The sequence below is a fragment of the Rhizobium sp. YTU87027 genome, assembly GCF_050644135.1.
Classification (GTDB): Bacteria; Pseudomonadota; Alphaproteobacteria; order Rhizobiales; family Rhizobiaceae; genus Rhizobium.
The window spans coordinates 206,082-225,714 of the sequence record NZ_CP098442.1 but is presented as its reverse complement, the minus strand read 5'-3'; the positions used below and the strand labels follow the sequence as shown (position 1 = coordinate 225,714).

At 59.2% G+C, this 19,633-nt stretch carries 15 protein-coding genes and 4 pseudogenes; 9 read left to right on the top strand and 10 right to left on the bottom strand.

Annotated elements, in window-relative coordinates; genetic code table 11:
• Window positions 1-36: 36 nt before the first annotated feature.
• Window positions 37-165, top strand: a pseudogene (locus NBG89_RS29775) (Lrp/AsnC family transcriptional regulator); the annotation flags it as partial.
• Between the two features lie 80 nt (window positions 166-245).
• On the opposite strand, the gene NBG89_RS29770 reads toward NBG89_RS29775, so the two are convergent.
• A complete protein-coding gene (locus tag NBG89_RS29770) occupies window positions 246-1,178 on the bottom strand; it encodes a LysR family transcriptional regulator (protein ID WP_416068502.1) in 933 nt (310 codons plus the stop codon).
• Between the two features lie 114 nt (window positions 1,179-1,292).
• On the opposite strand from NBG89_RS29770, the gene NBG89_RS29765 reads away from it, so the two are divergent.
• A complete protein-coding gene (locus NBG89_RS29765; protein WP_431324612.1) occupies window positions 1,293-1,901 on the top strand; it encodes an FMN-dependent NADH-azoreductase in 609 nt (202 codons plus the stop codon).
• Between the two features lie 28 nt (window positions 1,902-1,929).
• Window positions 1,930-2,364 carry a DoxX family protein gene (locus tag NBG89_RS29760; protein ID WP_431324611.1) on the top strand — a complete coding sequence of 145 codons (435 nt, stop codon included), beginning with the start codon at window positions 1,930-1,932 and terminating at the stop codon, window positions 2,362-2,364.
• A gap of 89 nt (window positions 2,365-2,453) precedes the next feature.
• Here NBG89_RS29760 and NBG89_RS29755 read toward each other — a convergent pair whose 3' ends face one another.
• Complete coding sequence (locus tag NBG89_RS29755; RefSeq protein ID WP_416068505.1) at window positions 2,454-2,984, bottom strand: GntR family transcriptional regulator; 531 nt, start codon at window positions 2,982-2,984, stop codon at window positions 2,454-2,456.
• A 145-nt stretch (window positions 2,985-3,129) separates the two neighbouring features.
• Between NBG89_RS29755 and NBG89_RS29750 the strand changes: the two genes are divergently transcribed.
• From NBG89_RS29750 to NBG89_RS29735, 4 genes are all read left to right on the top strand, one after another.
• Window positions 3,130-4,053, top strand: a complete 924-nt coding sequence (locus NBG89_RS29750) for a LysR family transcriptional regulator (protein WP_416068778.1) — start codon at window positions 3,130-3,132, stop codon at window positions 4,051-4,053.
• A gap of 94 nt (window positions 4,054-4,147) precedes the next feature.
• Window positions 4,148-6,136 (top strand): acyltransferase family protein, encoded by a 1,989-nt coding sequence (locus NBG89_RS29745; RefSeq protein WP_416068506.1) that lies wholly within the window; start codon window positions 4,148-4,150, stop codon window positions 6,134-6,136.
• A gap of 151 nt (window positions 6,137-6,287) precedes the next feature.
• Window positions 6,288-6,683 carry a hypothetical protein gene (locus NBG89_RS29740; RefSeq protein ID WP_416068507.1) on the top strand — a complete coding sequence of 132 codons (396 nt, stop codon included), beginning with the start codon at window positions 6,288-6,290 and terminating at the stop codon, window positions 6,681-6,683.
• Window positions 6,684-6,970: 287 nt separating this feature from the next.
• Window positions 6,971-7,708, top strand: coding sequence for a hypothetical protein (locus NBG89_RS29735; protein WP_416068508.1), 738 nt, complete (start codon window positions 6,971-6,973; stop codon window positions 7,706-7,708).
• Between the two features lie 99 nt (window positions 7,709-7,807).
• On the opposite strand, the gene NBG89_RS29730 is transcribed toward NBG89_RS29735, so the two are convergent.
• A complete protein-coding gene (locus tag NBG89_RS29730; protein WP_210633345.1) occupies window positions 7,808-8,803 on the bottom strand; it encodes an IS30 family transposase in 996 nt (331 codons plus the stop codon).
• A gap of 63 nt (window positions 8,804-8,866) precedes the next feature.
• Here NBG89_RS29730 and NBG89_RS29725 point away from each other — a divergent pair.
• Window positions 8,867-9,877: pseudogene (locus tag NBG89_RS29725) on the top strand (methyl-accepting chemotaxis protein); the annotation flags it as partial.
• Between the two features lie 349 nt (window positions 9,878-10,226).
• Window positions 10,227-12,017 carry a methyl-accepting chemotaxis protein gene (locus tag NBG89_RS29720; RefSeq protein ID WP_431324610.1) on the top strand — a complete coding sequence of 597 codons (1,791 nt, stop codon included), beginning with the start codon at window positions 10,227-10,229 and terminating at the stop codon, window positions 12,015-12,017.
• A 107-nt stretch (window positions 12,018-12,124) separates the two neighbouring features.
• Here the strand turns inward: NBG89_RS29720 and NBG89_RS29715 are convergent.
• The 7 genes and pseudogenes from NBG89_RS29715 to NBG89_RS29685 all read right to left on the bottom strand — a co-directional run.
• Window positions 12,125-13,201, bottom strand: a pseudogene (locus NBG89_RS29715) (site-specific integrase); the annotation flags it as partial.
• Window positions 13,202-13,226: 25 nt separating this feature from the next.
• Complete coding sequence (locus NBG89_RS29710; RefSeq protein WP_416068779.1) at window positions 13,227-13,793, bottom strand: recombinase family protein; 567 nt, start codon at window positions 13,791-13,793, stop codon at window positions 13,227-13,229.
• A gap of 506 nt (window positions 13,794-14,299) precedes the next feature.
• Complete coding sequence (locus tag NBG89_RS29705) at window positions 14,300-15,208, bottom strand: autotransporter outer membrane beta-barrel domain-containing protein (protein WP_416068510.1); 909 nt, start codon at window positions 15,206-15,208, stop codon at window positions 14,300-14,302.
• A gap of 638 nt (window positions 15,209-15,846) precedes the next feature.
• A pseudogene (locus tag NBG89_RS29700) lies at window positions 15,847-15,948 on the bottom strand (transposase); the annotation flags it as partial.
• Window positions 15,949-15,972: 24 nt separating this feature from the next.
• Complete coding sequence (locus tag NBG89_RS29695; protein ID WP_416068511.1) at window positions 15,973-16,968, bottom strand: HAD family hydrolase; 996 nt, start codon at window positions 16,966-16,968, stop codon at window positions 15,973-15,975.
• A 66-nt stretch (window positions 16,969-17,034) separates the two neighbouring features.
• Window positions 17,035-18,684 (bottom strand): arylsulfatase, encoded by a 1,650-nt coding sequence (locus NBG89_RS29690; RefSeq protein WP_416068512.1) that lies wholly within the window; start codon window positions 18,682-18,684, stop codon window positions 17,035-17,037.
• A gap of 29 nt (window positions 18,685-18,713) precedes the next feature.
• The gene (locus NBG89_RS29685; RefSeq protein ID WP_416068513.1) at window positions 18,714-18,959 is read right to left on the bottom strand and encodes a hypothetical protein; all 246 of its coding nucleotides are present in this window, start codon (window positions 18,957-18,959) and stop codon (window positions 18,714-18,716) included.
• Window positions 18,960-19,633: the final 674 nt, after the last annotated feature.

Below are 19,633 nucleotides of genomic sequence, written 5' to 3'. Positions count from 1 at the left end.
AGTACGTCGCGCAGCTTGAGGAAGTCGGAGACGGGCAACGTCCGCGACATGGCGGAATACAACGAGCTTACGAGGACCCTTTTCTTCGAAGGTGGAAATGTCAGAAGTTTCCGCACCTGTGTGTCGATGGAGAACGTGAAGACGTATGGGCCAATTCCTGTTTGAACCTGTATACCCGGACTGGTGAGTATTCTTCGAGGGAACAGTCAAGCACTCGAGTGACCACGAGCGCTGAGGACCTGCTGTCACGGATCGGTACCGACACCATTCGAGCCGTGGAATTCGCTGGACAGCCTTGCGCGAACCTCAGCGGTAAGCCACCCCGCGGCCGGCCCCGGCGGGTTGGCGACATTGTGGATGGCGTAGATCGGATACTCGCCCTGGTCGAAAGTGGGAAACCAAAGCTGGACAAGGCGGCCATTGATGATGTCATCCTTAACCAGGGATGCCGGGAGCCCGCCCCAGCCCAATCCGCCGCGGATAAACTGATGCTTCGTTGCGTTGTCGCTGACCCGCCAAGTCTTGAGTGAGAAGACGTTGAAGTCGCGTCCCTTTGTCAGCCCAGAGGCGTCGTATACCACGAGCTGCGTCTCGTCCCTGACGTCGGCGAGGCTGATAGTCCGACCCAGCATTCCAAGGGGATGGTCCGGAGCTGCGACGGGTATCATCGCCGAATGGCCGATCCGTTCGGAAACGATCTGATGATTTCCCGTCGCCATGGAACCGCCGAAGCCGACGGTCGCCCTACCGGTAATGACCGCATCCATCACGATCCCGAGCGTGCCGACGGTGACATTCACAGACACGGTCGGGTACAGGTTTCGGAAGGCGCGCAGCACAGCGACAACGATGTCTGAGGGCACGGCGCTGCTGATGGCGATGGGCAGCTCTCCCTCAAGGCCCTCGTTTAGCGCCTTCACCCGCGCCCGCATCAAATCGAGATCGCCAAGCAACCGGCGCGCGTCCTCGAGAACGGACCTGCCAGCCTCCGTAAGTTGCGGCCGCTTCGTCCCGGAACGGCCGAAGAGCGCCACTCCTAGCTGCGCCTCGAGATTGGCGATCGTATAGCTAATGACCGATTGGGTGCGATTGAGCGCGCGGGACGCCGCCGAGAAACTGCCTTTCTCCACTACGGCAAGGAATACCTGAAATTGATCCAAGGTTGGGTGGGGCTGCATATCTCATCGACCCTATCGATATGTTGGTTCGAATTTATGCCGATTTTCCCGATGACCAGCAAGCTTTATGTCATGGCTAATTCACCTGCCGCATTCTTTCGAAGGGAACTGCACATGTCATCCATCCTGCTTCTCACCGCCAGTCCGCGCCCCGGCTCCTTCTCGACCCAGATCGCCATCGAGCTTGCCGAGCGGCTTCAAGCAGTCAATCCTGCCGGCGCCCTTGTTCACCGTGACCTCGCCGCCAACCCGTTGCCGCATATGGATGGTGGGTTCACGACCGGAATCCACAAACCTGCCAAAGACCTGACCGCTGCTGAAGCGGCTGCACTCTGCCTGTCGGATGAACTGGTGGCAGAGATTCTGGCGGCAGATACGCTGGTGATTGGGACCGCCTTCATCAACTTCAACATCACCTCGAATCTGAAATCCTGGATCGACTATATCGGCCGAGCAGGCAAGACCTTCCAATATACGGCTAGCGGTCCCGAGGGACTGGCCAAGGGAAAGAAGGCTTACATCGTCTTAGCCTCGGGCGGGATCTACTCCGAAGGCCCGGCGGCAGCGCTTGATCATGCCACGCCCTACCTGAAGTCAGTGCTCGCCTTCATCGGTATCACCGATGTCGAGGTGATCCGTGTCGAAGGTGTGAACCGAGGCGCCGATGGCGCCGCAAATGCCATGACCGCCGCGCGGGCGCGGATCGCTCGTATCGCCGCCTGAAGCCGCCTTACTGAAACAGGAGTTTTCCATGCAAGCAAACACCGTCTCCACTCCCATCCAGCCAGCCGGGAAAGTACTGCAAATCAGCCTCTGGAGCGTTCAAACGCTGATATTCGCCGCCTTCACCCTGTTCGGTTTTCAGAAACTCTTCATGCCCGCCGAGGCGTTGGCAGCTATGTGGCAGACGCAATGGTCAGTCGAACATCCAACGCTATTGCGCTTTACCGGATTGATCGATGTAGCGGGTGGGATCGGCATCCTCTTGCCTGCTCTTACCCGCATCCAGCCGCGCCTCACCGTGCTTGCGGCGCTGGGCTGCACAATATTGCAAATCTGCGCAATCATCTTCCATGCCATGCGGGGTGAGTTTGCCGCCCTGCCGCTCAACTTCATCCTGCTTCCCCTCGTGACCTTCATCCTGTGGGGCCGCGGCAAGCGGGCGCCCGTCGCACCGCGTCGATAAAGGCCTGTGCCTGAAAGGGAGCAATCCCCCAAGCGATGTCATCATCCCAACTACCCTCGCGTTTCCCCGGAGTTCTGCCCGAAACTTTACTACAGCCCCGGCGTTTGCTCGCTTGCCTCGCACGTTGTTCTCGCGAAGCCGGACTGCCCTTTACGCCCGTGCCTGCACCCAGAATTGAGCGGATGAGCATGGAGTGTTACCAAGCGCTCCGTGAGCATATCAGACGCGAGAGCGGCAGCCTTGATTTCACGCAGGCGCTGTCGCAGCTGCAACGCCGTGACCCCGTGCACACCCGCCATGGCGCAGTTCCAAGAAGCGCCTTCAGCGGCAAGCTGCTCATAGATGACCGTGACCGTTGTCCGCGACACATGCAGTTCATTCGCCAGGCTGCGTGAGGATGGCAGCTGGCTTCCCGCTTCGTAGACGCGACGGAGAATCTGATGCTTGAGCGCTTCAAAAATCCGGCGCGCACCCGTCTTGGGCGCGCGCCCGGTCGCCACTTGCTTTTCCGACTGGACTATCTCCTTTCTGCCAAACTGGATGTTTCTTACCGGCCAGTATGATGCCAATCTGGGCCAAAGCAAAGAGGATACGATCGAAGTGCGGCTGAGGGCCAGCATCCACCATGCCTTTGTAGCGGGAGCCGTGGTCGTCGCATCGCTTGTTTCGGCCGTGTTCGGAGCGCTTGCCAACAGCGGCTGCTGTCAATGGCATCTCCATGAAATTGGTAGCCGAAAAAGATCCACAGTATGGATGGTTTCAAACGTGCGATTCAAAGGCCTTGATCTAAATCTTCTCGTCGCGCTCGACGCGCTGATGACCGAACGGAATCTTACGGTGGCGGCACGCAACATCAATCTGAGTCAGCCCGCCATGAGTGCGGCCGTCGGCCGGCTAAGAGAATATTTTCGCGATGACCTGTTCACGATGAACGGCCGTGAACTTTGCCTCACACCCCGAGCCGAAGGACTCGCCCCGGCGGTGCGCGACGTTCTCCTGAAAATTCGATGTTCAATTATTTCTTGGGAGCCATTCAACCCAGCTCAATCCGACCGCCGGTTCAGGATCCTTCTTTCGGATTTCATGACGCTTGTTTTTCTTCATAGGGTCATTGCCCGTGTTGCGCGGGAAGCACCTGCCGTCAGTTTCGAGCTTCTGTCTCTCGATAGTGACCCGAACGAGCTCCTCCGGCGCGGTGAGGTTGATTTTCTCCTGCTACCGGATCTGTTTATGGCGAACTCGCATCCCGCCGCGAAGCTCTTCGACGAGAAACTCGTATGCGTGAGTTGTCCAACCAACAACGCGGCACCGCGGGAGCTCACATTCGAGCAATACATGTCGATGGGACACGTCGCAGTTATGTTCGGGCGCTCGATGAGGCCCTCGATCGAAGAATGGTACTTGCTCGAACATGGGATCAAGAGACGCGTCGAAGTCGTCATGCAAGGTTTTAGCTTGATACCACAGGTGCTGAGCGGCACAAACCGCATCGCCACTATGCCCTTACGATTGGTCAAGTATTTTGAGAAAGCGATACCCTTGCGAGTTATGAATCTTCCGCTGCCGCTTCCTGCTTTCACGGAAGCAGTTCAGTGGCCCGCACTTCATAACGGTGATCCGGCCAGTATCTGGATGCGTCAGATATTGATCGAGGAGGCGTCACGCATGGCGGTTCCGGATAATGCATAGGAGAGCCTGCCTTCACATGCTGGCCAGCAAGATCTGTACTTTTTCGTCGGTACTGATGCGGTGAGACCGCAACATAGGGCATTCAAGTTTCGATATGGCTACACGAACTGAAACACATCATTTCCGAATGGATATCGAGGGGCTGCGTGCCCTTGCCGTTTCGGGAGTAATCGCATTTCACTTTGGCATGACCAGTGTGCCCGGCGGCTTTGTCGGTGTCGATATCTTCTTCGTCATATCTGGCTATCTCATCACCAGGCACATCCAGCTGGAAATCGAGCGAACCGGCTCGCTCGACCTCCTGCGGTTTTACGCGCGACGAGCTCGCCGGCTTCTTCCTGCATCCTGTTTCGTCATCCTGGCGACGCTCTTCTTCGGCTACTTCATTCTTTCGCCGCCCGAGCAGCAGCTCTATTCTAAGGAGTCGTTCTACGCGTCCGCCTATATGATTAATGTGTGGCTTATCAGCTGGGCCGCCGACTATTTCGCCCCGGACGCGTTTAACAATCCGTTCATCCATTTCTGGTCGCTCTCAATCGAGGAGCAATTCTATCTCGTCTGGCCGGCCCTGCTGCTCCTATTCGCTCGGCTCCGCCTCGGCAGATACGGGCTTTTCCTCCCAATGGCGCTAGTGGGCGTCATCTCCTTCGCCTTCTGCTGGCGCTATACCGCCATATCCCAACCATGGGCATTTTACTTTTCACCGCTCCGGGCGTGGGAGTTCGCCTGCGGAGGACTCGCCTCGATGATCTCTCAGGAAGCGGCCAAGCGCTTTCGGCTGACGCCCGTCTTTGGCTGGACTGGAATCGGCCTGATCGTGACGGCCTATCTCGGCATGTCAGAGGACGTGCCCTTTCCAGGACTGACTGCTCTGGTTCCGGTGGCCGGCACAGTGATGGTGCTTCTCAGCGGCACCCGGCCGGGCCCGGCGGGACCGCAAGTCCTCCTTTCGCTACCGCCGCTGCAGTGGCTCGGACGGATATCCTATTCGCTTTACCTCTGGCATTGGCCGGTGATCGTCTATTCCAGCATCTTGAAACCCGAGCTCACTATCTTCGAACGGTTCCTGTGCCTCGCGCTGATCCTAGGCCTTTCAGTCTTCAGCTACTGCTTGGTCGAAAACCCGATGCGGAGGAACCCCTGGCTGTTGGCAAGGACGAGCCGCTCCCTCGGTTTTGCCGCGCTTCTGACCGCGTGTGGTGCAGCGGCAGCCTATGGAAGCGCACAGGTGGCCAATCACAACATCGATCCCCAGCAGAATCTTATCCTCCGAAGCGCTGAGCTCGATTCGTCCGCCCGGCAGTTCGACGATGGCTGTCTTCTCAACGCCCAACAGGTGCAGCCCAAACCCTGTGAATTCGGCGCCAAAAACCCCGGCAAGACGATCGTTCTCTTCGGGGATTCACATGCCGACCACTGGTCGACGCCGCTGATCAGCATCGCCAAAAGTAACCAGTGGCAGCTCGTTACCTATCTGAAATCTTCCTGCCCAGCGGCGGACATCACGATCTGGAATTCGATGCTCATGCGGAATTACGAGGAATGCGATCGATGGCGGCAGCTCGCGATGCGTGAGATTGCCACACGCAAGCCCGACATGGTGATCATTTCGGAATATTCCTCGTCCTACGTCAAGAATGACGCCAACGTCATATCTGCCCACCAGATCGACGCCGCCACATGGGCTCGGGGGCTCCGCAGGACCGTGGACGCCCTGGGAAGCTTTGTCACAAAGATCGCCGTGCTCCGGGATGGGCCCGTGCACAAGACCTATCTCGACAAATGCGTCGCGCGCGCGCTCTGGCAAAAAAGGGCGCCCGAGACCTGTGACACGCCGCGCAGCGGGGCGATGGAAGAGACGATCCCGGACGCGGAAAGGAAGGCCATTTCGGATATCGGGAATGTTTCTTACGTCGACATCACCGACCTATTCTGCAACAGAACGACCTGCCCCGCCATGATTGGCGGCAAGCTGACTTTCCGCGACCGCCACCACATCGCGACCCCTTTTGCGGCGACGCTTGCCGCGCCGCTTCAGCGGGCGCTCTTTGGAACTATGAATGCCGGCACACCGACCAACTGAGGCAGGGGACACGCAGGCTGCGGTCGAGAATTTTTGCTGCGGGTGCTGGCCGCCGTTGTTGGGGCGGGTGGCATTAGCTGCTGTGTCACATATCAGAAGGTCGATGCAGACCTCTTGAGCTGGCATGAGGCCAATCCGCGTCGGAGGTTGCATGCCGTATTTCCGTAATCGATACCACGTCGAGATACTTGCGTGGATTGCCGTCTATGTGGTGGTCACCGCGCTTGCGGTGGAGTTCGATGCGCATGAGGCGCTCGATCGGCTCTTCCTCTCGCATGAGGCTTACCAGCTCGACGACGTATTTTCTGCGCTGACCGTCGCTGGCGTTCTTGGTTTCGCCTATTCGATTTTGCGTTTGAAGGATCTGAGGGTCGAGGCCAAACGACGCAGCGACGCGGAGCGAAAGATAAACTGGTCCGTCTTCCATGACGGCCTGACAGGGCTTCCCAACCGGCGGATGCTCGACATCGAAATTGCACGTCTCGCGGCGACGACACCTGATGACCGTAAGCGCATCGCGTTCAACGGAGCGGGCGCGGGCGGCTGAACAGGAACGTCGGCGCGCGGAGGATATGGCGCAGGCGACCTCAGGCCTTGCGAAAGGTCTGAAGCATATGTCTGTGACTTCTAATGTAAATGCAACAAGGGCTTAAAGGCTACTACAGGGCAGGGAGATCAGCCCCCGATCCGACCGGCTGGGCCGGGTTGAAAGGGCGGAGCGGGGGCGGGTGATGACGCACCCCTTCGGCTTTAGCTTTCTCACTAGCAATTGTTCTTTTACCGCTCGATACTCGCTGGGACTTGCATGGCGCAGTTGGGGATCAAAGCCGCACGATGCTTCCGGAAATCAACCTGCAAGGTGACGTCGACATCGCCGCGCTGTCACCACTTCTTCGCGGCATGCTTCTTTCGGTTGCCTATGCTGACGGTGAGGGTGGCATAGGATTGACGGCGACCGGCGCCATGAACCGCAAGTTCGTGCATTGGGCCGCTGTGCACTTCCTCTGGCCAGGATTCACAGCCGAGGACCTCTACAGCATGAACAAGGTGCTCAATGAAAGCGACATGCCGCCGCTTTGGGTCGTGCGCGACATGGCCCGTCATCTGAAGCTTCTTCGCGGGAAAAAGGATGTGCTGCTGCCAACCAGACGCGGCCGGGAGTTTTTGGTGAACCCGCAAGCCTTCTTCGATCTGGTCGCCACGGATTATCTCTATTCCTATGTCCACGCCACCGAGCGGGAAGAGGAGGTCCGAGCGCGGTTACGCTGGTGGCGCATGTTCCTCAATCTTCTCAATATCAAGGCCAGAGAAGGTTGCACGCCAATGGACGTTGTGAAAATCCTCTATCCAGACCTGGCGCCTTTGTCGGACACCGAAATGACCATAGGAGCCTGGGAGTTGAAATCCGATCTTCAGTATGGCGTCTTCCAACGCTTATGCTGGCTCGGCTTGCTCTACGAGGCACGAGAGGGGCTCACTCTTCTGCAGGATGGATCCTTCCACAAGACGCCACTTTGGGCAGCTTGCCTGCAGTTGGAATCGGATACGCAAAGCGATATCGGCGTGCATTGACGATCTCTATTCTGCCGCTGGCTGCCTAATAACACTTTCTCTCGCCGCGCAATCACCGCAGGATCATTCATGAAATCCGTCCTCCGCCCCGGCTTGCCGTCATTTGTTCACTTCACGCCTGAACACTTCAGCTGGGGTGCGGAACCCAAGGCATTTTCTCGGCGTACTGTTCAACCGATCGATCAGTGATCGTATCGATTCATCAGGAACGGACAGGACAGCAGTATCCCTCGGCAGGTAACGCCGAATCCGCCGATTCATGTTCTCAACGGAGCCTTTTTGCCAGGGCGCAGACGGATCGCAGAACCATGCATCGGTTCCCATTCCTTGCTTCAGTCGCCGCCAGGAGACGAATTCAAATCCGCGATCAAACGTCAAACTTTGCCGGGCATGCCTGGGCAGGGGGCTGAGCACGTTGATGAGCCGCTCCATGATCGGCTTGGACTGCCGGTCGTTGTTCTTGAACAGCATGGTGAACCGGCTCATCCGCTCGACAACCGTTGCCACATTGGCATTGCCCTGAACCCTTTCGAAGATCATCAGATCGGCTTCCCAGTGACCGAATTCCTTGCGATCGTTGATGGCTTCCGGCCGATGTTTGATCGAACGCTCATCTGGAAAGACCGGGTTCTGCGGTTTGCGAGCATATCTCGGCCGGCGCTTTCTCCGCCGTTCCGGAAGAAGCCGCGCCAGTTGCTGCCGTTGTCCTTCCGGTGAATAGACATATCGGTAGATCGTCTCGTGACAGACGCTTGCCTTGGCCGCTGGTTCGATCTTCAGTCGTCCAGCAATCTGTTCCGGCGACCAGCCGGATTCCAACTTTCCGATCACTTCGTTCCGCAGATCCTCGCGACGAAAGAGCTTGCCGATCCGCCGGCGCCTGTCGCGCGCCATGTCGTTGGCGGTCATCGCCCAGTAGCCCTCGGCATCGGGGAATTCCTGATCGTGCCAGTAGTTGCGTTTGATCTCCCGGGAGATGGTCGCGCGGTCCCGGCCGAGGCGTCTGGCGATCTCAGACTGGCTAAACTTCTGATCCAACATCCTGGAAATCGATCGGCGTTCGTCAAAACTCAAATGCGAAAAGGTACGGATCAAACCATGGCTCCCGAAAAGCAGGCAGCTTAGCGCCTTTGTTGCAGTTCGAGATAGAATGTGCCGTCGAATGGTGATTTGACATTCCGCCTGAGCGAGCCTTTTGCTGGAGACTTCGAAACGCTTCGGTCCGATTTCAACGCAGCTGTGGACCAACTTGCCGAAAGTCTTCGCGCTGTCTCCGAAGCTACAAGTTCAATAGACAATGGCGCGCGCGAGATCAGCGAGAGTGCGTCGGATCTGTCAAAGCGCACGGAGCAACAAGCCGCGTCGCTGGAGGAAACCGCAGCCGCGCTGGACGAAATTACGACCAATGTGGCCAATTCTTCAAAGCGAACTGAAGAAGCGCGCCACGTCGCGGCAGAAGCGAACAAGTCGGCGCGCCATTCCGGCGAGGTCGTTTCCAATGCCGTGAACGCCATGCAGCGGATCGAGCAGTCGTCGCAGCAGATTTCCAGCATCATCGGCGTGATCGACGAAATTGCTTTCCAGACGAACCTCCTCGCTCTGAACGCTGGCGTCGAGGCTGCCCGAGCGGGAGAGGCTGGCAAAGGGTTCGCGGTCGTTGCTCAGGAGGTCCGCGAACTCGCTCAGCGGTCGGCGCAGGCCGCGAAGGAAATCAAAGATCTAATTCGCAATTCGGTCGATGAGGTTAGCACGGGCGTCACGCTTGTGCGAGAAACCGGCCAGGTTCTGAAAGTGATCGAGGAGCAAGTCGCCTCGATCAACAGCCAGCTCGACGCTATTGCAACGTCGGCAAAGGAACAATCGGTCGGTCTTGCCGAGGTGAATACTGCGGTCAACCAGATGGATCAGGTTACTCAACAAAATGCTGCAATGGTCGAGGAGTCGACTGCGGCAAGCAGTTCGCTGGCAGGCGAAGTCAACCGGCTGAGAAGCATCGTCGGCGAATTTCGCATCGAGCTTGGTGCCGCAAGGGCCGTCAATCGGAGCCCGGAACCAGCGCGAGCCGACCATGTTCCTTTTTCTTCGCCCGCCCGTCGGATGCTCTCCAAGGTCGCTGGTGCCGTCGGTTTCGGGGCTGCCGCGCAAGTCGGAAGCTGGGAGGAGTTTTGATGAGCCCAAGCTGGCCAATTCCCGAGCGGCTCTTCCCGTATCCTTCAAGGGAAATGTCGACGTCAAACATTCTGGTCTTTCCCCATCGCGGTGCAAAGGATCACCATTCTGCGGATGCAGCGGAGGCGAAAGCCGATGAGAGCACCAATGATCTCACGGGTTGCCTAATGCAGTTGCGACATCGTCTTGCTGCTATCACCACAACGCTTGAGGCTATTGTTACCGAAACCTTGGAGAATCGAGCGCCATAGAACGGGGATCTTTAAACTCAAAAGCAGCCTTAGACAAAATCAGACTGCGGGTTCAGCAACCGTTTTAAGCAGTCTTCTAACCCAAGGAACGACATTAGATGTTCGGTCATGCCAGCAAGACCCTTATGCAAACGAATTCGCTCGATCTGATCACGGCGAACGTCATGATCGCTGACGCAAGTCTCAACATTCGGTACATGAACAACGCCGTTAAGGAATTGCTCAGGGAGGCGGAAGCGGACCTGAAGAAAGAGCTTCCCCGTTTCGATTTCGCCAAGCTTATCGGCAGCAACATCGACATCTTCCACAAGAATCTGTCGCATCAACGCAACATGCTCGCCGCGCTCAAGTCACAGCACAGGGCAACGATCTGGATCGGCCATCGGGCCTTCGACCTCATCGTGACCCCGTTGCGCTCCGGCAGCAAAATAACCGGTTTTGCCGTCGAGTGGGCGGACGCGAAAGAGCGGTTGCAAAACATGGACTACCAGGGACAGATGACCGCAATCAGTCGCTCCCAGGGTGTGATAGAGTTCACGACCGAAGGCGAAATAGTGACCGCTAACGAGAACTTTCTCAAGGCCATCGGTTACCGTTTGGATGAGATCAAGGGCCGGCCGCACAGTATGCTGGTCGATCCGGCCTATGCGCAGTCGCCGGAGTATAGCGAGTTTTGGGCAGCACTGCGCAGGGGCGAAGTCCAGTCGGCGGAGTTCACCCGCTACGGCAAGAATGGCAAGATCGTTGTTATTAATGCCGCCTACAATCCGATCCTCGACACGAAGGGAAAAATTACCAAGGTGGTAAAGTTCGCGACTGATGTCACTGAGCGCGTGCATGCGGTAACCACGATCGGCGCTGCGTTGACGAAATTGGCGCAAGGCGACCTATCCTTCAGCCTCGACGAGCCTTTCACAGCAGACTTCGAAGACCTGAGGCGCACGATGAATGAGGCGCTCAGCCAAATGCGAAATGCGCTGAGTGCTGTGGCGCATTCGACGGACCAGATCGCCGTAGGTACGCGCGAGATCAGTCAGAGCGCAGAGGACCTGTCCCGCCGCACCGAACAACAGTCCGCCTCGCTCGAGGAGACGGCGGCAGCGCTTGACGAAATCACCCTCAACGTCACGAATGCAGCCCGACGGGCGGACGAGGCCCGACATGCTGCAGCGACCGCAAGCGGCAATGCCGAGCGCTCAGGTCAGGTCGTTGCCGATGCTGTTGCAGCCATGTCGCGCATCGAAACTTCATCAAACCAGATCTCGAACATCATCGGCGTGATCGATGAGATCGCCTTCCAGACAAACCTCCTGGCGCTCAACGCCGGTGTCGAGGCCGCACGCGCCGGCGAGGCCGGCAAGGGTTTTGCCGTTGTCGCGCAGGAAGTCCGTGAGCTGGCGCAGCGGTCTGCTCAGGCCGCCAAGGAGATCAAGGGCCTGATCCGCAATTCGAGCGAGGAGGTCAGCACCGGCGTCAAGCTGGTCAGCGAGACCGGGAATTCCCTGCGCACCATCCAGGACAATATTGCAGCGGTGAACGACCATATGGAGGCGATCGCCAGTTCCGCCAAGGAGCAGGCCACCGGGCTTTCTGAGGTCAATTCTGCCGTCAATCAGATGGACCAGGTGACTCAACAGAATGCGGCGATGGTTGAGGAAACGAATGCCGCCGGCGCGACTCTGGCTCAGGAGACGGCGCGGCTGCGCGGCTTGGTCGAGGGTTTCCAACTCGGGCGTCGGTTCGAAGGAAAGAGCCAGAGGCAAATCGGTCTCGCCACAACGACTGACAGGCCGGTAGCGTCTCCCGCCCTCAGAATGTTAAAAAGAGTAGCGGGCGCCGTTAGAGGTCCCGCGACGGCTGCGTCAGACGGCGGGTGGGATGAGTTTTGATGGATTCGCCGGCGTGGGCTGTGCCGCAAATAGTTTGTTCCTGCTTTCGCTGATGAAGGAGCAATAGGCACGCGGCACAGAAGGACGGTGAACGAACGGCCTCGGCCTCAATCATCTAAGAGAAGCCGAGCCGCCCGGCCGGTCCTCCTCGACGCGTTGTTGTAATAGCTGGAGGCCTGCTGCACCGACCGATGCCTCGATTGCTCCATGGCCTCAGGGAGAGGGATGCCGCGGTTCGCCGCTTCGGTCAGATAGCCCGACCTCAACCCATGAGCCAAAAAATCCCCCTTGGCCAACCCCGCCATCTCCGCCCGCTGCTTCAGGATGGCATTGATCGACTGCGGATCGAGCGCGCGCCGCGACACCGTGCCCCAGCGCCCGATCGCCCGAAACACGCTGCCCGTCTCGATCCTGGCAACCGCAAGCCAGGCGTTGAGCGCCTCGACAGGTCGGCCGGTCAGATAGACCACCTCATCCTGTTCGCCATCGGACGTCTTGGTGCGGCCGAGATGAATGGCGAGAGAGGGGAGGGGAGCGCCGCCGGGCACCGCGATCGGCGGCTCGACTGTCAACTGCTCGACGCGTAGCCCGGCAACCTCGCTGCGCCGGCGGCCGCCGGAGCCGAAGGCGACCATTAGGATCGCCCGGTCCCTGACATCGCGAAGGCTGTCGGTCGCGCAGGTGGTCAGCAGTTTTGCCAGCACGTCGCCGGTAACGGCCTTGGCGCTCTTGCGTCGGCGCTGACTCGGGACGGCTCGCACGGAGAGCCGAATGGCGGATTTGAGGGCAGGGGAGGCGAAGGCACCAGAGAGACCGCGCCATTTTGTGAGGGTCGACCAGCTGGCCAGCCGCCGGCGCACGGTATCCGGCGCATGCGGGCCAACGGACTTCAGGAACCCCTGGTGCCGAAGCTTGTCGTCGACGTCTACAGGCATCCCATGATCGGGATCGTTCGCGCGCTTTTCCGGATCCCAGAGATGATGGGCGACGAATTTGAGCAGCAGCGCTTCGGGCGCCGGCCAGGGCAAGGAGCGGCCGGTCGCGGCCAATCCCCAGGCTTCGAGATAGGCGAGGTCGGAGGTGAGAGCCCGCAGCGTATTGTCGCCCATGCCTTGGTTGACGAGATGCTTGAGCGTTTCGACATCCTGGTCGGTCAGCAGCTCGGCCCGGTGCGTACGTCGCTGCGAAAACGGCCAACTGAAAGAACAATCAGCGAACGGCTACTTTGGCCTCAGCGCCGATGCGTCCGACGGTAGCCCTATGAACGCGAAAGAGACGGGCGATTTCAGCCGCGGGGCGGCCGTCATTCAGCATGCCGATGATTTCGGAGCGCTGATCGGACGTCAGCTTCGGGCGACGACCGCCTTTTCGCCCGCGCTCCCTGGCCGCCTGTAGTCCCGCCATGGTGCGTTCACGTACGATGGCGCGCTCGAATTCGGCGAAGGAGCCGAGCATCTGCATCATCATGCGGCCTGCCGGCGTGGTCGTGTCGATTGCCTCGGTCAGTGACCGGAACCCGGCGCCAGCGGCTTCGATCTTCTCGAGGATAAGAAGCATGTCCTTGAGCGACCGGGTTAGTCGGTCAAGTTTCCAGACAACCACGATGTCGCCTTCGTCGAGTTCGCCAAGAAGCCGATAGAGTTCGGGTCGATCCCAGCGTCTTCCCGATGCTCGCTCCTCCGCAATCCGCTTGCAGCCAGCAGCTTTGAGCGCACGAAGTTGCAGACCAGGGTCCTGATCGTCTGTCTTGGAGACACGAGCATAGCCGACGAGCATTGCTGTCACATAAATCTGTTGCCAATGCTTATTGTTATGCAACAGGTTTGCGCGCGCATCAAGCTCCTGTTTCTGCTGACGCCGGGAAACCGTTGCGCAAACGAACGTTTGCGCTCGGCCGTTTTGCCCAAATCGCGTTTCTCGACGAGGGGCTTGGCAAGGCCTGCGTCCGTCTCGTCGGCCTGCACTGAAAACGAGGTCGGGAGAATGTGGCGAACCTTCAGACCGCGACTACGAAAGTGCCTCGTTGCGCCGATCCAAACCATGTGGTCCGCGCGTTCCTACTGTGTTGACGCAAACCGTCGTCAGGCAGGGAACAGCTGGTAGCGCGGTTCAGAAACTCCAAGAAACGTGGAGTTTGCCCTCCCATACATCGAGATCGTCCTGGCCGAAACTCAAGTAGCCGCCGGTCGCTTCGATCTGGAGATTGTTATTTACTAGCATCCGGAAGCCCGAGCGCAGTGAGAACGACCAGGGCGAGGGCGTTACTTCCGACAGGTCGCCGGTCAGGATCTTGCCGTCGTTGGGTCGCTCGAACTGGTATTCGCCCCCGAGTTCGGCGAAGACGAGAAACGGCTGTCCGTCTGGCAGGCGGAAGTAGCGGCTGACCTCGGTCGAGAGACAAGAACGCCATAATTGTAGCTGTCACCGGGAAGGGAGATGCTGACCGGTATGTCGAGGATGCTGCCCGAGAGGTCGTAGTCGTCACTGTTGATATGCGACCAGGTGACCGATAGCTTGGGTCGGATGTCATAGGCATCGAGCTTGTACTGACCGTGGAGCGCGATCTCGCCGGCAAGTCGCTCTGAATCCTGTTCGCCGTTCAGCGCGCTTAGTTCGATGTCGTTGTTGTAGCGCCCATAGGTCAGCGATGCGTCGATCGCCCAGTGTTTCGAGAGGCGATAGGCCGCGTAGGGACCGAAACTGAAGCCGTCGGTGTCGATGCCCAACGTGCCGTCGAAGGTATCGGTCGAACTGTCCTCCAGCGAAACGGTCATGCCGACGACGAAGTTGTCGGCGATCCGGCGATCGAGACCCATCGTCAACGAGCGGGCGAGCGTGTCGCTGTCGCGGTCATAGCGTTCGTCGGAAATGTCGGTGAACTGGAGGTCCGACCAGAAGTTCCAGAGCGAAGGCGCCGGCAGATCGCGGCCGGGTGTCAATGGCACCTGTGATCGGTCGGCACTTCGCGCGGCGGCTTCCTCGGCAGCGAGGTCCCTGCAGATCGGCAGATCGCGCCGTTCTTGGGCATCGGACGACCGCTGGTCGATACAGGTATCCGGTGTCCTGGCTGCGACCACGCGGCCGCCTCTGGTCACAGTCGGCGTACGCGGCTTGAACCCTGGAAAGACCGGCTGCGGCCCGACGTCCGGACGGCCAATCGAAGCCTGGGAAGACCGGTTGTGGTCCGACATCTGGCCGACCGTCGGGCCAGTCTATGCTCGGGAGTATCCCGCCGCGCACCTGGTTCTGGGTGTTGAGCCGGCATGGCTTTCCGCCCGAGAGGTCATAGAGCTTGTGCGTGCCTCCGTTGCCATTTGAAACAACCGGTGAAAGCGAGAGATGAAGGCCGCGTCTGGTCTTGTTCCACGTATCAACAGTTTGATTGCCTTGCGCCGCTTCAAGACCGAATGATCCGGCGCTCGTGCCCGAAAGCCAGACGGAGTTGGCAGCCCCTTTGGTGTTTCCGAGATAAGCCAAACCACCGCGAGCACTGCAATTGGCTGCATATGCCTGGTCTGACACAGCCAGCCAGGAGAAGCCGGCGATGGCGGCAGCGATAAAAGCACTGATTCCAACACGAATGGTACGCATATTTCCCCCGTTTATACGCGTGTCATCGCGACTCTCGCTTACAGACAGCTCCTACTCCCCCAAAAGGTTTTCAGAATCGACCTTTAGTTACACTCTTCCTCAATACTGAACTCGCGCCTACCCCAAGTATTCAGTGGGCGTGGCTAGCCGAGGCCTGCCGCCACAGCTGTGGGACGTGAGGCTGCTTCTCTGGCTGATTTCAGGCCGCCCCAAGGCCGGCTGTTGAGCGATGATTCATCGGAAAGTAAGTGCCGGTGCGAAGCTTTGGAATCCGCAGATCGACGGCGCCAACTCGGGTCTCCCAGTCGCGATCGCGATAGCCGTTACGCTGAGTAAGTCGAAAGTGGGTCGATCCTGATGTCATTCATTCCGGGAAGACCCGGCCCCAGTCGTCCTGCATGCTGACGATGGTCCAACCCCGTTTCGGCCCCTCGTTGAGGCCGCGGTCGAGCTTGCCAAAATGCGATTCCCGATCATAGGCGACCTCTCGAATGCCATCGTCATGGTGCACGAGCAGGCCGAAGCGCCTGCCGGAACCCGCCGTAGTCCATTCCAGCATCTGGAAGTCGCCGTCGGAATTGCCGAAGGCTGCGATCGGGCGCTTGCCGATGAACTTCTGAATGCCGACCGGCTTGCCTTCCTTATCGTCGATGAAATCGATCTCGGGTAGGCGAACGATGACAGGCGTGCCTTCCTTGACCTCGTATTTGGTCTTGATCGAGGAGCCGATGACGTTCTCCGGAGGGATTCCGTAGACTGTCTCGGTCCAGGGCCGCATGAACTCGACGCCGCCCCCGGAAACGATGAAGACCTTGAAGTCGTTGGCCCTCAGATAGTCGACGAGCTCCAGCATCGGCTGGTAGATCATCTTGGTATAAGGCTTGCCGGTCTTCGGATGTGTCGCCGTGGCGATCCAGTCGGTGGCGATTTTGGTGAACTCCTCGCCGGTCATGCCGGCATGCGTCGTGGCGACGATCTCCGTGAGACCTTTCTCGCCAGCAGCCGCCACGCCTTTTATGTCGTTTGCGATCACCGACTTGAAGGGCTCCTGGTCTTTCCATTCGGGATGATCTGCAGCCATCGTCTTGATCCGGTCAAGCGCGAAGGCGAGCTGCACATACATCGGCTGCTCGCTCCAAAGTGTTCCGTCATTGTCGAAGGTGGCGACGCGATCGGCCGGTGCGACATAGTCCGGTCCGCCCTCGGTCGTCACCGCAGTGACGAAATCGATGATGCTCTTCTTCGTCGCGCCGTCGTTCCAGGACGCAAGATCTGCCGCAAGCGCGGATGAGATGGTCAGGCTAGTCATCACGATCGCTGCGAAGGTAGCCTTGGGAAGGCAAAGGAAATGCTGAGACATGGGTTGCCTCTGGTTCAGGTCAAAGAGATGTCGCCGCCGACGAGGGGCCGGCGACGGCGGCTTTCGTCAGTTGCCAGTGGGCAGCGGTATGCTGATGCCTTCCGTGTTCAGCCGCTCCCGCACATATTGCAGTCTTTGGTACTGTGAGAGCGTGACCGGACCGGTGTAGACCTCGCTCTGCAGCTTGCGCGGCGGTTCCTTGACATAGGTTTTCATCAGCTCTTTGACGGCATCGTTGATAGTCACCAGCGTCCAGGTGCGCTCCGTGAAGTTGTTCATGAAGATGTCATAGCGTTCCTGGGGATCGGCCCAGAGGTCGAAGACCTGTGGAACGGTTGCGACATATTTGTCGGGTCCCTTCCAGCCCTGGTTAGAATCGACGGCGAGGCCGCCGGTGGCGACACCGTTGTCGCCGCGCAGGTTGAAGACGGCCTTGTAGTTTCCGACGCGGGCAGCGCCCGGTGTGAGCTCATTCTCCGTGAAGTAGAACCAGGCCTTGCGCTCCGACTTGCCGCTGCCGAACAGGACCGGCGTCATGTCATAGCTGTCGAAGACGATCGGCTTGTCCTCGCGGTCGTTTTCCGGCAGCGGCACACCGCCGACCTTGGCGAAGGTCGCCATCAGGTCGAGGCCGCCGACGATGTCGTGGTTCTTGGAATTGGCCGCGATCTTGCCGGGCATCCAGGCGATCGCCGGTACGCGGTTGCCGCCCTCGCGCACAGTGCCCTTGGTTCCGCGGAACGGCGTGTAACCGGCATCGGGATAGACATCCTGCCAGGCGCCGTTATCGGTGGTGTAGAAGACCAGCGTGTTCTGGTCGAACTTCAGCTCACGCAGCTTGTCCATGATGTGACCGATGCGTGAGTCGAGTTCGACGACGCTGTCGGCATATTTGCTCTTCGACAGAGACTTGTGCTCGTATTCGGGCGCCGGCAGGTTGGGCTGGTGCACCTTCATGAAGTTGACATTGATGAAGAACGGGGTGTCGGGCTTTTTCGCCGCTTCGTCGAGGAACTCCAGTGCCGCCTTCTCGACATAACCGTCGAAATAGGGGATGCCGACGACGCCCTTGGCGGGCGTGTCGACGTACTGTCCGTTGATCTTGAAGTCTTCCTTGGCGGGCTCGCCGGCCTTGCCGGAGAGCGAGCCCTTGGTCACTTCCGTGAACATCTTTCTCAGCTCCGGATCCATGTCCGGGAACCAGGTCGGGTCGGCATAGGTGTAGGCATTGAGGTGATAGAGGCCGACATATTTCATCTCGTCGTAGCCCTGCGCGTTCGGAAGCGCGTAGTCGGCTTCGCCGAGGTGCCACTTGCCGGTGAAATAGGTGTCGTAACCGCCCTGTTTCAAGACGGAAGCGAGCGTCCATTCCGCTGCGGGCAGACCGCCGCCTTGCCCTTGGAAGGCCACGGTCGTCATGCCGCTGCGGTTGAGGATCCGACCGGTCTGCATGGCGGCCCGACCGGGCGTGCAGCTCGGCTGGGCGTAGAACGAGAAGAAAGTCATGCCCTCATTGGCCAGCCGGTCGATGTTGGGCGTCGGCATGCCGCGCCCTTCGCCCCCACCATAGGGGCCGAGGTCGCCATAGCCGGTATCGTCCGAAACGATGAACAGGATATTCGGTTTTGATTGCGCATCCTGCGCAAGTGCTGTCGCGCTCGCGAGCGAAATCGCCCCGCAAGCGAGAAGCAGTCTGGCTGCCGTCCGTCTTAGCATCGTCAATCTCCGTGGTTGGATGGCCGGGTTTATCCCGACCCGTCATCTGTGCGCGGTCCAGCCTCGATCAGGTCGAGGATCTCCTCTCCGAGCTCATTCAGGATTTGGCGGTAGTCACTTGCCTTGGCCGGATCCTCCTTCCATGTATCGAGGGCGCGACACGCCGTGGCGTAGGCCTCGCAGAGAGACTTGAATTCCGGCATCGCCGCATAGAGTCGTCGGACCGCCAGCTCGTGTCTTGGGAAACGTCCGATGACAAAAGCCACGTCCGGCATCACCTGCCCCCCGGATTTGATCGTCACGGACGTGAGTGTGGCCGTCGCACTCCGTCACAAACAAGGTGCGAACAGGTACGAACAGGTGATTCGCCTGCCTACTTCGACTTCTCGGCGCTTCCGGTCTGGCTCGAGTTGGAATACACTGCGCCCGCAACGGGAGATTGAGAGGGGCGTCTCTTGCGCGGCAGCTTCAAGCTTTTCCAGATAGCATCTGCGCGGCAAACGGGACCAGGAACTACGGCTCCGGGCAGCAATGTCTCGCCCCCCGACATCCGGGTGGAACTCCAGCGCATTCTCGACAGCAGCGAATTTCGCGCCACACCAAGGCGCCGCGCGATGCTGCGCTTTCTCGTCGAGGAAACACTTGCCGGTCGCGGCGAGAACCTCAAGGGTTATTCGGTCGGCGTCAGCATCTTCGGCCGTGACGAGAACTTCGATCCGCAGGCCGATCCAGTCGTCCGGCTGGAGGCCCGCCGGCTGCGCCACGACCTCGACGGCTACTATGTCTCCGAAGGCCGCGACAGTCTGCTGCGCATCGTCATTCCCAAGGGTCAATATGTCCCGGAAATCATCGTCCGGGAGGCGGAACGCCATTTGCCGCCGCAGGCTGCCGCAAATCCCATGGAGGCTGCTTCCGCCGCAGCCTACACAAGCAATCCCGCAACAGCGTC